The organism is Candidatus Methylomirabilota bacterium (assembly GCA_036005065.1).
In the GTDB taxonomy this organism is placed as follows: Bacteria; Methylomirabilota; Methylomirabilia; order Rokubacteriales; family DASRDR01; genus DASYQW01.
Genome location: DASYQW010000180.1, coordinates 1 through 12743 on the forward strand (window position 1 = coordinate 1; position 12743 = coordinate 12743).

General features: G+C 67.5%; 13 protein-coding genes. 7 read left to right on the plus strand and 6 right to left on the minus strand.

Annotated features, from left to right (window positions below):
* The 3 genes from VGW35_13270 to VGW35_13280 all read right to left on the minus strand — a co-directional run.
* A partial coding sequence (locus tag VGW35_13270) for a carbohydrate ABC transporter permease (GenBank protein HEV8308626.1) occupies positions 1-833 on the minus strand: 833 nt, incomplete at its 3' end.
* On the minus strand, positions 827-1702 hold the full coding sequence (locus tag VGW35_13275; protein ID HEV8308627.1) for a sugar ABC transporter permease: 876 nt from the start codon (positions 1700-1702) through the stop codon (positions 827-829). The genes VGW35_13275 and VGW35_13270, both read right to left, overlap by 7 nt.
* A gap of 72 nt (positions 1703-1774) precedes the next feature.
* Entirely contained in the window at positions 1775-3073 is a 1299-nt protein-coding gene (locus VGW35_13280) for an extracellular solute-binding protein (GenBank protein HEV8308628.1), read from the minus strand.
* Positions 3074-3148: 75 nt separating this feature from the next.
* On the opposite strand from VGW35_13280, the gene VGW35_13285 reads away from it, so the two are divergent.
* Positions 3149-4084 carry an NAD-binding protein gene (locus VGW35_13285; GenBank protein ID HEV8308629.1) on the plus strand — a complete coding sequence of 312 codons (936 nt, stop codon included), beginning with the start codon at positions 3149-3151 and terminating at the stop codon, positions 4082-4084.
* Between the two features lie 200 nt (positions 4085-4284).
* On the opposite strand, the gene VGW35_13290 is transcribed toward VGW35_13285, so the two are convergent.
* On the minus strand, positions 4285-5115 hold the full coding sequence (locus VGW35_13290; protein ID HEV8308630.1) for a polysaccharide deacetylase: 831 nt from the start codon (positions 5113-5115) through the stop codon (positions 4285-4287).
* Positions 5116-5295: 180 nt separating this feature from the next.
* On the opposite strand from VGW35_13290, the gene VGW35_13295 reads away from it, so the two are divergent.
* The 3 genes from VGW35_13295 to VGW35_13305 are packed head-to-tail and all read left to right on the plus strand — an operon-like array spanning position 5296 to position 8719.
* Positions 5296-6834, plus strand: a complete 1539-nt coding sequence (locus VGW35_13295) for an ABC transporter substrate-binding protein (protein ID HEV8308631.1) — start codon at positions 5296-5298, stop codon at positions 6832-6834.
* 47 nt (positions 6835-6881) lie between these two features.
* Positions 6882-7802, plus strand: a complete 921-nt coding sequence (locus VGW35_13300; GenBank protein ID HEV8308632.1) for an ABC transporter permease — start codon at positions 6882-6884, stop codon at positions 7800-7802.
* On the plus strand, positions 7799-8719 hold the full coding sequence (locus VGW35_13305; protein ID HEV8308633.1) for an ABC transporter permease: 921 nt from the start codon (positions 7799-7801) through the stop codon (positions 8717-8719). Before VGW35_13300 ends, VGW35_13305 begins: the two co-directional genes overlap by 4 nt.
* An 82-nt stretch (positions 8720-8801) precedes the next feature.
* Here VGW35_13305 and VGW35_13310 read toward each other — a convergent pair whose 3' ends face one another.
* Complete coding sequence (locus VGW35_13310) at positions 8802-8993, minus strand: hypothetical protein (GenBank protein ID HEV8308634.1); 192 nt, start codon at positions 8991-8993, stop codon at positions 8802-8804.
* A 374-nt stretch (positions 8994-9367) separates the two neighbouring features.
* Between VGW35_13310 and VGW35_13315 the strand changes: the two genes are divergently transcribed.
* From VGW35_13315 to VGW35_13325, 3 genes are all read left to right on the plus strand, one after another.
* A complete protein-coding gene (locus tag VGW35_13315; GenBank protein HEV8308635.1) occupies positions 9368-9814 on the plus strand; it encodes an SRPBCC family protein in 447 nt (148 codons plus the stop codon).
* Between the two features lie 388 nt (positions 9815-10202).
* Entirely contained in the window at positions 10203-11096 is an 894-nt protein-coding gene (locus VGW35_13320) for an SPFH domain-containing protein (GenBank protein ID HEV8308636.1), read from the plus strand.
* Positions 11097-11106: 10 nt separating this feature from the next.
* Complete coding sequence (locus VGW35_13325) at positions 11107-11577, plus strand: hypothetical protein (protein ID HEV8308637.1); 471 nt, start codon at positions 11107-11109, stop codon at positions 11575-11577.
* 407 nt (positions 11578-11984) lie between these two features.
* Here the strand turns inward: VGW35_13325 and VGW35_13330 are convergent.
* The coding region (locus tag VGW35_13330) for an aldo/keto reductase (GenBank protein ID HEV8308638.1) at positions 11985-12743 on the minus strand (759 nt) is incomplete at its 5' end.

Here is a 12743-nt window from a genome sequence, read left to right on the forward strand (position 1 = left end):
CCGAAGGTGAGGCCCTTGATCAGATGGCGCTGCATCAGGCTGATGAAGATGACGATGGGCGCCAGGATCCCCACCGCGCCCGCCGCCGACCAGGACCAGTACTCGATCTTCTCGGCCCCGTACTGGGCGATGGCCACCGACAGCGGCTTGGCGTTGCTCCCGGTGAGGATCAGGCAGTAAAGGAACTCGTTGTAGGCGAACAGGAAGGTGAAGAGGGCGGCCGTGACGAGGCCGGGGCGCACCACGGGCAGGACGACACGCACGAAGGCCCCGAAGGAGCTGCAGCCGTCGAGCATGGCGGCCTCGCTGAGCTCCCGGGGGACGTCGAGGAAGAAGCCGCGCATCAGCCAGATGGCGAACGGCTGGTTGAAGGCGACGATGATCAGGACGATCAGGAGGTGGGTGTCGTAGAGCTCGGTGGCCCGGGCGAGCAGGAAGAACGGGACGAGGAGCAGGATGCGGGGGAACATGCGGACGGCCAGCAGGGTGAACAGCAGGATCTGGATGGAACGGCTGCGATAGCGGGCCAGGTAGTAGGCGGCCATGCACCCGAGCGGGATCGACAGCAGCACCGCGCCGGTCGTGATGATCAGGGTGTTGAGGAGATAGCGGGGGAACAGGGTCTCCGCCCAGATGTAGTAGTGGTGCTCGAGGGTCGGGGTGAAGAGCCACTTGGGGGGCATGGTGAACGCGTCGCGGGTCTGCTTCAGGGAGGTGGTCAGGGCGAAGTAGATGGGGAAGAGCGAGAAGGCGACCACCCCCAGCAGGGCGAGGTAGAGGAGGGCCCGGGCGAGGAGCGCGCGCGGCGCCAGGGCCTGACGCCGGCTCACCATTCCCCCCGCTCCTTGTGGTAGAGGAGGTAGATCCAGACGCCGATGATCAGCGAGAGAATCAGCAGGGTGATGACCCCGAGGGCGGAGGCGAGGCCCATCCGGAGCATCCGGAAGGCCAGGACGTAGTTGTAGAACGTGATGGTCTGGGTCGTCGTCCCCGGACCCCCGCCCGTCATCACGAAGACCTGGTCGAAGATGCGGAAGGCGTCCATCGAGCGGATGATGAGCACGAAGAGAATCAGCGGACGGAGGATCGGCAGGATCACGTGGCGTAGCGCCTGGCCGCGGGAGGCTCCGTCGACCATGGCGGCCTCCACCGGCTCGAGCGGAATGCTCTGCAGCCCGGCGTAGATCACCAAGGTGACGAAGGGGGTGTTCTGCCAGACGTCGGCGAGGATGATCGACCACAGCGCCCACCGGGGGTCGCCCGTCCATCCGGGGCCCGGGATCCCGGCCAGCGACAGGAAGTAGTTCACCAGCCCCCAGTTGCTCTCGAACATCCAGCGCATCAGGAGTCCCCCGACCGCGGGGGTGATGGTCATGGGCAGCAGCACGACGAGGTTCACGAGCTTCCGGCACGGGATGCGGGAGTCCAGCAGGAGGGCGACCGCGACGCCCAGGACGAACTCGATGAACACCGCGGCGCCGGTGAACCTCACCGTGACCCACAGCGCGTCCCAGAAGGCGCTGTCCTCGAGGATCCGGGCGAAGTTGTCCAGCCCCACGAACGTCTGGCGAGGGACGGGCAGGTAGTAATTGTAGAAGCTGAGTCCGACGCTGTAGAGGAGCGGGTAGAAGAGGATCACCGTCAGGACGGCCATGCTCGGCATGAGGAAGACGAGCATGTCCCGCCGCTGCTGCCGGCTCACGGGGCTGTCCTCGGGGGACGGGACCCGCGGGTCAGGGGAGTGGGGACGCGGCCCTGACCCGCGGGTGATGGGCTACTTCTTGTAGTACCCCTTCTCGGCCATGAGGTCGTGCATCACCTTCTGGGCCCGCTTGAGCGCCTCCTGGACGGACAGCTCGCCGGACAATCCCTTCTGGAGGTTCTGGGTGACCGGGAGCATCGCCTCGGAGAACTCGGGGTTGGCCGGGATCAATCGGGCGCCGGCCTGGATGGTATCGGCGGCCGGCCTGATGAAGCGGAACTTCTGGGTGACCTCCGGATCGCTGGTCACCGAGACCCGGGTGGGGGTGAACAGGCCGGCGCCCTCCTTCATGTTCGGCTTGTTCAGCGTCTTGGCGATCGTCTGGAACACGAGGTCCGGGTCGTTCTTGGTGTAGGCGCTGATCGCGTAACAGCTGACCGCCAGGCGTGGATGGGACCGGCCGCCCTTGGTGGCGGCCGGCGGCACCGCGAAGGCGACCTTGTCCACCACCTGGGAGACCTGGGCCCGATCCATGGAGAGGGCCCGCGACTGCCATTGCAAGCCCATGGCCGTCAGCCCCTGTTGCATGGCCACCGTGGCCTCGTCGTTGTGGAAGGCCAGCACGTTCGGGGGCGCGTATTTCATGAGCTCCTTCATGGTGGAGAGCGCCTTGAAGCCGGCTTCGCTGTCGATGGTGACCTTCCAATCCTTGTCGTACCAGTCCCCGCCGAACGTCCGGAGAAAATAGGTGAAGTCGTTCTGGAGACCGTCCCCGGCCTTGAGCGTCAGCAGGGTCCCGTACTGCTTCTTGTCCGGCCGGGTCAGGGTCTTGGCGGCGGCGATCCACTCGTCCATGGTCTCGGGCGGCTTCAAGCCCGCCGCCTCGAAGAGATCCCTGCGGTAGAAGAAGAACATGACGATGGAGAGGTTGGGGATCCCGTAGACCTTTCCCTTGTACGAGCACGCCTCCCGGACCAGCGTCTGGTTGACGTCGTCCCACTCGATGGCCTGCCGGTACTTGGCGATCAACGGGTCCAGGGGGAGGAGCCAGCCGCGCTCGGCGAAGGTGGGCAGGAAAGCGTCGGGCGCCATGATGTCGTAGGTCGGAGCCTTTTGCGACAGGTGGATCTGCATCTTCTCGAGGGCCTGGTCGAAGGGGATCAGCTCCGCCTCGAGCTTGATCCCGGGATAGTCGCCCATCTTCTTCGCCCAGAACTCCATGGCCGGGAAGCGGTGGCTGATGTAGCGGAGCGTCGGCTCGGCCGCCCAGGCGGAGAACCCCGCGCCGAGCCAGCCCACCAGCGTGCCGGTCACGATGGCCACCAGTGCCGCGCAGACCCGTCTGTTCGCGCCCCAGCCTTGCCGAGCCATGATGGCCCTCCTTTATCGCGCGCTTGACGTGGGGAAGCCGGTCGGGCGCGGCTATCATGAAGAGCCGGCGGAGGCGTGTCAAGCCGGCCGCGCCTTCCCTGGATCAGCCGGCTGAAAGCGCCGTGCTGTGGTGACCTGAGTGACCGCCGATTCGACGTTCTTCAGCGAGCTGGCCTCAACGCCGTCCTGGTCCGCTACGCGCCGGACTGGATCGGCGCGGCCCGGCTATCGGCCGCGCGGCGGGCCGAGCCGGCCGCGGGACCGCCCGACGAGGCCCGGCCGGGCCACGTCGTGAGCTGTGGATTCGGACGGGTGGGCAGCGCGGTGGGCGAGGCCCTGGAGACCTTCGACATCCGGTACGAAGTGATCGAGCGTGATCCCGACATCGCCGGCGATCTCCGGACGCGGGGCGTGCCCTGCCTGTTCGGAGACGCGGCCCACGGGGAGCTGTTGCGGCTGGCCGGCGCCGATCGGGCCGCGCTGGTGGTCGTCGCGCTGCCCGAGATCGAGCGGGCCCGGCTGGCGGTCCGCGCCCTCCGGGTGCTCAACCCGCAGCTGCCGATCCTGGCTCGAGCCCACGGGCGCGCCGAGGCCGAGGGCCTCCGGAAGGACGGCGCGACCGAGGTGATCCAGCCCGAGCTCGAGGCGTCGGTCACGCTCATCGGGCACACGCTCCGGACGCTGGCGGTCCCGAACGAGCGGGTCGCCGAGTACCTCGCGCGCTTCCGCGACGCGATGGGGATCGCCCGCCTCGAGTTCGATGGCGCCGGCGGCCTGCCCGGCGTACGGGAGGTCACGCTGCGCGCCGGCGGCCTGACCGATCTGACGCTGCGCGAGGCGCAGGTGCGGGAGCGCTTCGGGGTCACCGTGGTGGCGATCCACCGGCCGGACGGAGTCATCCTGAACCCGCCGCCCGACACCATTCTGCACGCCGGCGACCGGGTTCGGGTCTTCTTCGGCCTTCCGGATCAGATCGCCGCCTTCAGGGCGGACGCCGAGCCGCGGCCCTAGGTCTTTTCGGGGGGGTCCGGGCGGCCCTGCGCGACCTGCGCTACCAGGGAATCGCGTATGCGCGGCCGGTCGGGTGGGACGCCAAGGGCGACAACACCGCCGCGGTGATCTTCGTGAACGTCGTCGAAGGCGGTCGCTTCAAGGAGGTCGGCGAGATCACTCGGGACGACGTTCCCAAGTAACCCGCCGGGCGAGACTGGTCAGTCGCTCGCGCTCCGGGTGAGCCAGAAGCGCGCCAGGTCGATGGGCTTCGGCCACCACACGTTCCGCTTCCCGAGCATGAGCTGGATCAGCCGCTCCACGATCCGCAGCCGGGAGGGGCGGCCGATGATCTGCGGGTGACCGAGCCAGTTGTAGAAGCCGCCTTCGCCGTACATCCCCTCGAATTCCTCGGACCAGATCTCCCAGACGTCCCGCTGGCTCCAGATCCCGTGGCCCACCGGGGGCACCGAGCTGAACATGAAGAAGGGCGCGTCGTTGTTGCACCAGGCGGTCGGGAACTCGACCAGCGGGCCGTGGGGCGTCGAGTGGCAGTACGGAAGGTCGGCGTCGAGCGCGTTCGAGTGGTAGACGAAGCCGTGCTGCTTCAGGAGGTTCATGGTGTGCGGGCTCGGGTCGGCCGACGGCGCCCGGGCGCCGAGCGGCCTGACGCCGAGGACCTTCCGGAAGACGTCGAGGCTCTTCAGGAGGAGCTGTTCCTCCTCCTCGGGCCCCTCGAGGAAGAACGGCTTCTCGTGGAGGTAGCCGTGGTGGCCGACCTCGTGGCCCCGGCGGACGATCTCCTCACACAGCGCCGGGTAGCGCTCGACGATCCAGCCCGGGATGAAGAAGCAGGTGGTGAGGCCATAACGGTCCAGGAGGTCCAGGATGCGGGGAGCCCCGGTCTTGGGACCATAGGCACCCATCGACATGTGGAGCGGCCGCTCGGCCAGCGCGGGGTCGCGGTGGATCCAGGGGCTCTCGCCGTCCAGATCGAACGTCATCATGACGGCACACCGGGCTCCGGTCGGCCAGCTCACCGTTTCCGCCATCGACGTCGGCTCCCTCCGAGGGTTTGCCGGCATGATAGGCGAAGCCATCAGGGGAAGGCAAGGACGGGCGGCGGCCGCCCCCTTCCGGGCAGACCCGTTTGACACGGATCGGCCGGCTGGCTAGGATGAGGCCACTCGCCCGACCGGGTTCCCATGTCCTCGAAGCCGAAGGAGGAGATCATGGGTCGTCTCGCCCCCCTTGCCGCCGTCATCACGCTGCTGCTCGGATACGCGGCTCCCGGCGACCTGCCGGCTCAGACCAAGGACGACACCCTGGTGTACGCGCTCGTCTCGGACGTCGGCAACTGGGATCCGCCCAACTCGGTCCTCCGGGAGTCGATCATCCTCGGCTACCACGTCTTCGACCACCTGGCCGCCCGGGACCTCAAGACCGGGAAGGTCGGGCCGAGCCTGGCCGTCTCCTGGAAGGCCCTCGACGACGCGACCTGGGAGGTCAAGCTCCGCCCGGGGGTGCGCTTCCACGACGGGAACCCCTTCACGGCCCGCGACGTCAAGGCCACCTTCGAGCGGGTCCAGGACCCGGAGCGGAAGATGCCGCTCCGGGGCAACCACCTGAAGATCAAGCGCGTGGAGGTCGTCGACGATCACACCGTGAAGTTCCACACCGACGGCCCGTATCCGCTCTTCGTCGAGCGCCTCACCTCCTTGACCATGCAGTCCGAGAAGGTGATCCGGGAAAAGGGCCACGACTGGATGCAGGAGAACCCGGTCGGGACCGGGCCCTACAAGCTCGTCCGGTGGGACAGGAAGCGGGAGCATCTCCTCGTCCGGAACGACGACTACTGGGGGCCGAAGCCCTATTTCAAGTACGTCCGCGTGCGCATCATCCCGGAGCAGGCGACCCAGATCGCGGAGCTGATCTCGGGGGGGGTCGACATCATCAAGTCGGTGCCGCCCGACCAGATGGACACGATCAACAAATCGGGCTCGGCCCGCGTCTCGACCTCGCCGATCCTGCGCACGGCGTTCCTCCAGTTCGACCAGGCCGCCCGCGGGGGGCCCAACCCTTTCACCGACCGGCGGGTCCGGCAGGCCGCCAACCTGGCCGCGGACATGGACGCCATCATCAAGCACGTCCTCAACGGCCTCGGCGACCGGGTGGCCACCGTCGTGAACCCGATGGCCTTCGGCTTCGATTCCGGCCTCAAGCCCTACCGGCCGGACCACGAGCGGGCCAAGAAGCTCCTGGCCGAGGCGGGACACCCGAACGGCTTCGACGTCCGCTTCCAGACCGGCCTGGAGGGGACCGAGCCGGGGGCGCTGCAGACCAACGAGGCGATCGTGGCCGACCTGGCCAAGGTCGGCATCCGGGCCCAGCAGCAGTACATCGGCGACACGGTCGTCTACTCCACCCGGGTCCGCGAGGGCAAGGCCGGGCCCATGTTGAACCTGAACTGGGGCTACTACTCGGTCTTCGACGCCGACGCGATTCTCTACGACATCTTCAAGTGCGGCGAGCCGTTCAGCTACTACTGCAACAAGGAGCTGGACGACCTGATCATCGCCGGCCGCTCGACGCTCGACCCGAAGAGGCGGACCGAGGTCTATCAGAAGGCCCAGCGCCTCGTCTTCGACGACGCGGCCGCCCTCTTCAAGTGGTCGCTCCGGGGCGTCTGGGGCGTCGGCAACCGGGTGGAGTACGAGGCGCCCCGCGACGAGATCGACCGCATGTTCATCGTCACCCCGCGCAAGAAGTAGGCCCGACGGGCGCCGGGGTCCGCTCCGGCGCCCGGGCCCCGCCCGCCGTGAAGCGCTATCTGGCCCGCCAGCTCGTGCAGCTGGTGGTCGTGGTCATCGGGATCTCCATCCTGTCCTTCGCCATCCTCCACGTGATCGGCGACCCGGTGCTGCTCCTCCTGCCCCAGAACGCCGGCAAGGAGGAGTTCGAGCGGTACCGGCATCTGCTGGGGCTGGACCAGCCGCTCTGGGTCCAGTACTGGAAGTTCGTGAGCCGCGCCGCCCAGGGCGACTTCGGCAAGTCGTGGTACGCCGACACGCCCGCCTTCCGCCTCGTGCTCGAGCGGATGCCGCCGACGATCTACCTGACCCTGGCCGGCCTGGGGACCGGGCTCCTCATCGCGCTCCCGCTCGGGATCGTGGCCGCGCTGCGCCGGCACTCGTTCCTGGACACCGTCTGCACGGTGATCGCCGTCGCTGGCCAGGCGATGCCGCTCTTCTGGCTCGGGATCATGCTGATCATCGTCTTCGCGGTGCGGCTCAAGACGCTGCCCGCCTCCGGTTACGGCACCTGGCAGCATTTCGTCATGCCGGCCTTCTGCCTGGGGGCGTTCCTCGCCCCGATCACCATGCGGCTCGTGCGGTCGGGGGTCATCGAGGTCCTCAACATGGAGTACATCAAGACCGCCCGGGCCAAAGGCCTCCGGGAAGGGATGGTCGTCGTCAAGCACGCCTTCCGCAACGCCTGCATCCCGGTCATCACGGTCCTGGGCCTCCAGTTCGGCCAGCTCCTGGGCGGCGCCATCATCACTGAGACGGTGTTCGCCTGGCCGGGGGTGGCGACGCTGGCCGTGGAATCGATCCGGAACCAGGACTTCCCGGTAGTCCAGTGCGCGGTGGTGTTGCTGGCCGTGATCATCGTGGCGGTGAACCTGGTGGTCGACGTCGTCGTGGGGCTCATCGATCCGCGGATCCGGGTGGGAGCGTGACGGCGGCCCGGGCCGAGGGCGAGGTCCTCGAGGCGCAGCGGCTTGCGGGCCTGGCCGAGCCGCGCCCGGCCCAGGTCTCGCTCCGGCGCTTGTGGCGGCTCAAGTGGGGGCTGGTGGCGACGGCGGTGCTGGTGGCCATCGTCGCCAGCGCCCTCTTCGCGTCCTGGATCGTGCCCCATGACCCGCTGGCCGTCAACATTCGCCACCGGTTGGCGCCGCCGGTCTGGATGGAGGGCGGCGCGACCCGGCACCTCCTGGGCACCGACCAGGTGGGCCGCGACCTTCTCTCCCGGGTGATCTACGGCGGGCGCGTGTCGCTGGTGGTCGGGGTGGTGGCCGTCCTCATCTCGGCCACGATCGGGGTGCTGGCCGGGCTCGGCGCCGGCTACTTCGGGGGGCGGACGGACTGGGCGGTCATGACGCTGGTGAACGTGATGCTCACGTTTCCGTTCGTCCTGCTCGCGCTGGCGGTGATCGCCGTGCTGGGTCCCAGCCTCCCCAACATGATCGCCGTCCTGGGGGCCGCCGGCTGGCCGATCTACACCCGCGTCGTCCGCGCCGAAACCCTGGCCATCCGGGAGCGGGAGTTCATCCTGGCCGGCCGGGCCCTGGGTATGGGCCACGCCCGGATCGTCTTCCGCCAGATCCTCCCCAATCTGGTCTCGGCCATCGTGGTGATCGCGACGCTCCAGGTCGCCCAGGTGATCATCGCCGAGGCCTTCCTCTCCTTCCTCGGCCTCGGCGTCCAGCCGCCCACGCCGGCCTGGGGAAACATGCTGGGAGAGGGGCGGCTCTACATGCTGAACTCGTGGTGGATCGCGGCCTTCCCCGGACTCGCCATCTTCGTCACCACGCTCACCATCAACCTGATGGGGAACGCCCTCCGCGACTGGCTGGACCCGCACCTCAAGCTGTAGCGCTCGTCCACGCGATTCCGGCCGACGCGCTCCGCACCTCGAGCTGCAGCGCCCCCCGTCCGAGCCGCGGGTCGCGCCCCTGTCAGCCGGCCAGCGACTCGATCGCCCGCACCTCGTCGGCGGAGAGCGCCAAGTCCCGGCTGGCCAGGTCCTGCTTCATGTGCTCGGCGCTGGACGTGCAGGAGCCCTCGCGCCGCCCCGCCCGTGGCCGGTCATCCGCCCTTGACGCCAGCGTATCCTTCCGGCGACACCCCGGCGGGTGCCTCACGGCCACGCTCGACAGCGAACCCTCGTCGTGAGGGCGCGAGCGGGCGGCGTCCCTGCGGGCGCGCCCCGTGCACCTCGGTGGCGCGAGAGACCGTATTGCCGAGTTTGGACGGATGGATTATCGTCGTAACCGATCGGTGGGGGAACGCGGGCATGGTCACCCTTCAGTTGCACAGCCCAGTGTGGCATGCGGCAGTCATGGACGTCGCGGATGTTCCGGCGTTCGCCGTCCGCGAGACCAACCAGACCGGTCCGCCAAAGCCACGGCTCCTCGACCGCGTCCGCGAAGCGATCCGCACCGCCACTACAGCCGCCGCACCGAGAAGGCGTATGTGGCGTGGATCCGCGGCTACATCTTTCCCATCGAAAGGAGACGAAATCATGTCAACAAACACCATCCGGCTTCACCGAGTGCTCCGCGCGACGCCTGAGAGAATCTATCGGGCGTTCCTGGACGCCGACGCAATGGCCAAATGGCTTCCGCCAAACGGATTCACCGGCAAGGTTCACCACTTGGATGCCAAGGTCGGCGGCACCCACAAGATGTCGTTTACGAATTTCACCACGGGACATAGCCACTCCTTCGGCGGAAAATATCTCGAACTGGCGCCGCACGAACGCATTCGTTACACGGATAAATTCGATGACCCGAACCTGCCAGGGGAACTTCAGGTGACGGTGACCCTGAAGAAGGTGTCCGTCGGGACCGAGCTGAACATCGTGCAAGAAGGGGTGCCCGATGTCATTCCTCCCGAGGCTTGTTATCTCGGCTGGCAGGAATCGCTCACTCTTCTGGCGAAACTTGTCGAGGCCGAGATTCCAGATTAGCGTTGAGCGGGATCAGTTTCTTCCAAAGGTTTATCCAAAGGTTAGCGCCTAACGCGCTGCAGCGGACGGGCACACAAACCGTGCCCGCCGCTGAGCTTCGTCGTTAGCCGGACAGACGACAGGATGACTCCTGACGGGCGCGAGTGTCTCCGCGGAGGGTGGGCACGGACGGCAAGCTCTCGGAAGATGCGAGACCAGCGGCGCTGGCGCCGCGAGACCAAGCCGTGTCACCTATTGCAATGAGCAGCATGGCGGTTAAGGTGTCACGTCGCCACTCGCCAGCGTGAATCGACGAAGAAGATGGGTCCATATTGCCAATCCCAGCTTAGGTTAAACATCAGGGAGTGGTGCCCTCGAAGCGTGGCGAGAAGATGGAGGTACGGACATCATGACGGCGAACCTAGTGGCGCTCGCTGTGGTGGGCATCTTGGTTTTGGTCCTGGCCCACGCTTCGATTCGAATCGTGGCCGAATACGACCGACTGGTGGTGTTCCGCTTTGGCCGTACCGGCCCGGAGCTGCTCAGAGGGCCGGGGCTGATCCTGCTGATCCCGATCGTCGACCGGCCCGTGCGGGTCGACCTGCGCGAGCAGTTCATCGAGGTACCGAGCCAGACGACCATCACCAAGGACAACGCGCCCATCAATATCGACTTCCTGATCTACTGGCGCATCGCCAATCCGCTCGACAGCGTGATCAGGGTGAACAACTTCCCCGGGGCGCTCCAGGGCATCGCCATGACGACGCTCCGCGCGGTCATCGGCGACATCCTGCTGGATGACGTTCTGTCCAAGCGCGATCAGATCAACGATGTGCTGCGAGTAAAGCTAGACGAGCAGACCGAGCGCTGGGGCGGCAAGGTCACGACGGTCGAAATCCGGGAGATCATTCCGCCGCGCGACGTCCAGGATGCCATGAACCGGATGCTGAGCGCGGAGCGCAACCGGCGGGCCGTCATCACCGAATCCGAGGGCCAGCGGCAGTCCACGATCAACGTGGCGGAGGGCGACAAGGCCGCGGCGATCCTCCGGGCCGAGGGTGAGCGTCAGTCCGCCATCTTGCGCGCGGAAGGCTTCGCCCTGGCGCTCGACAAAGTCTTCGCCGTTGCTCAGACGGTGGATAGCAAGACGATGAGCCTCCAGTACCTGGATGCGCTTCGGGCGCTGGGCCAGAGCCCGGCGACCAAGTTTGTCGTGCCGATGGAGTTCACCACCATGCTGCGGCCCTTGATAGACCTGTCGTCGGCGGCTATGGAGCCACGGGCGGGCTCGACCGGCTCCTAGGGGGCGAGGGATGGCGTCAGCGCTGGTCGCGGTATGCGTGGATCCTCGAATCAATCACGAGTTGATACGGATTCAGGTGCGCCAACGGCTGGAGCGGTCGGGAATCCGAGCTGAGCGGATCTACGTCCTGAACGAGGTCGGGGGCAACCCAGGGGCGAACTTCCGCAACACCGTCCAGCTCCTCGCCCGCGCCGGCGACCCCATCGTGTTCTGCTCGGTGCTGCACCATGATGACTGCCTTTCAGCTCAGTCCGGGCTTCGCTCCGAGCTTGCCGTTGCCGCTCAGCAGATGGCGGCTGAGCTGTCACGCGCGAACGCGCATTCTCCGGTTCTTACTGGGCACATTCGTACCGAGAATAACCAACTCCTCTGGTCGGACGAGCCGGAGTGGCGTTATGTGCCCTTCACCTTCGGTGCCGGCGCGCCGGTGTCAGGCTCTGGACGAGACGTGCACGTCGCGCATTCTCAGAAACCCGGCTAATTCACGTTATTCGAACAGCGGCGGCGTGCGCTGAGGTTGGAGGTGAGCAATGAGGTACAAGATCGCGCTACCGCGGAAGTGGGACGCCCGCCCGCCGGCGTGGTAGCCGGCAAACACCCGCAAGGATTGGCTGATCCCGATGCTCGAAACCTTCCTTGAAGCGCCGATGAAGTCTCGGGGATGATCGCGGCTTCGCGGCGGCTTTGCCATGGCCGATTTCAAGCTCGCCCGGGTTCGGACAGCGGGTCGGGCTACATCGAGCCCGAGGTCCTCCCGCACCTGACGCAGGCGCTGCTCGATCGCGGGTACGACGAGGCCCACGTCCGGGGAATCCTGGGGGGAGAACTTCCTCCGCGTCGCGCGCCTCGTGTGGAAGTGAGGGACCACGACGCCGAACCCAGCCTCGGTCAGCCGGCCAGCGACTCGATCGCCCGCACCTCGTCGGCGGAGAGCGCCAGGTCCCGGCTGGCCAGGTCCTGCTTCATGTGCTCGGCGCTGGACGTGCCGGTCAGGGGCAGCATCCCGACGGCGTGCGCGAAGCGGAACACGACCTGGGCCGGCGTGGCCCGGCCGCGCGCGGCGATGCCGGCGACCAGCCGGTGGCGCAGCACTTCCGGGTTGGCGGTGAGGAGCGAGAAGCCCTGGTAGACGATCTTTCGATCCGTGCAGAACGATCGAACATCACGGTCCCAGCCGAGGCGGGCGAAGCAGCGGTTCTGGACGAAAGCCGGCGCCTCGGCGCCGGTGGCCGCCATCTGCTCGAGGTGTCGGAGGGAGACGTTGCTCACGCCGAGGAGCCGGGTGCGGCCGGCGTCGCGCTCCTTCACCATCGCGGCCCACACCCTGGCGTCGTCGTCGGTCCAGCCGTAGCCGGAGGCGGGCCCGTGCAGCACGTAGCTGTCGACGTGGTCGGCCCCCAGGTGCTCGAGGGAGCTCTGCATCGACTGGGCGACCTGCGTGGAAAGGTCGGCCGCGGGGTCGTAGGGCAGCCGGTGGTCCTGGCCGCCCTGGTAGGTGAACTTCGTCTGGAGGAAGAGGTCCGCGCGCGTGACCACGCCCGCGGCGTAGGCGGCGGCGAGCCCCTGACCGACTCCGGCCTCGAAGTAGTGCCGCCGCTGGTTGGCGGTGTCGATGCCCCGGAAGCCCATCCGGAGCGCGAGCTCGGT

Bases quoted from the DNA above. Each gene is read 5' to 3' on its own strand.
- VGW35_13320 (HEV8308636.1), top strand. From the start codon at position 10,203: ATGACGGCGAACCTAGTGGCGCTCGCTGTGGTGGGCATCTTGGTTTTG.
- VGW35_13295 (HEV8308631.1), top strand. From the start codon at position 5,296: ATGGGTCGTCTCGCCCCCCTTGCCGCCGTCATCACGCTGCTGCTCGGA.
- VGW35_13290 (HEV8308630.1), bottom strand. From the start codon at position 5,115: ATGGCGGAAACGGTGAGCTGGCCGACCGGAGCCCGGTGTGCCGTCATG.
- VGW35_13315 (HEV8308635.1), top strand. From the start codon at position 9,368: ATGTCAACAAACACCATCCGGCTTCACCGAGTGCTCCGCGCGACGCCT.
- VGW35_13280 (HEV8308628.1), bottom strand. From the start codon at position 3,073: ATGGCTCGGCAAGGCTGGGGCGCGAACAGACGGGTCTGCGCGGCACTG.
- VGW35_13325 (HEV8308637.1), top strand. From the start codon at position 11,107: ATGGCGTCAGCGCTGGTCGCGGTATGCGTGGATCCTCGAATCAATCAC.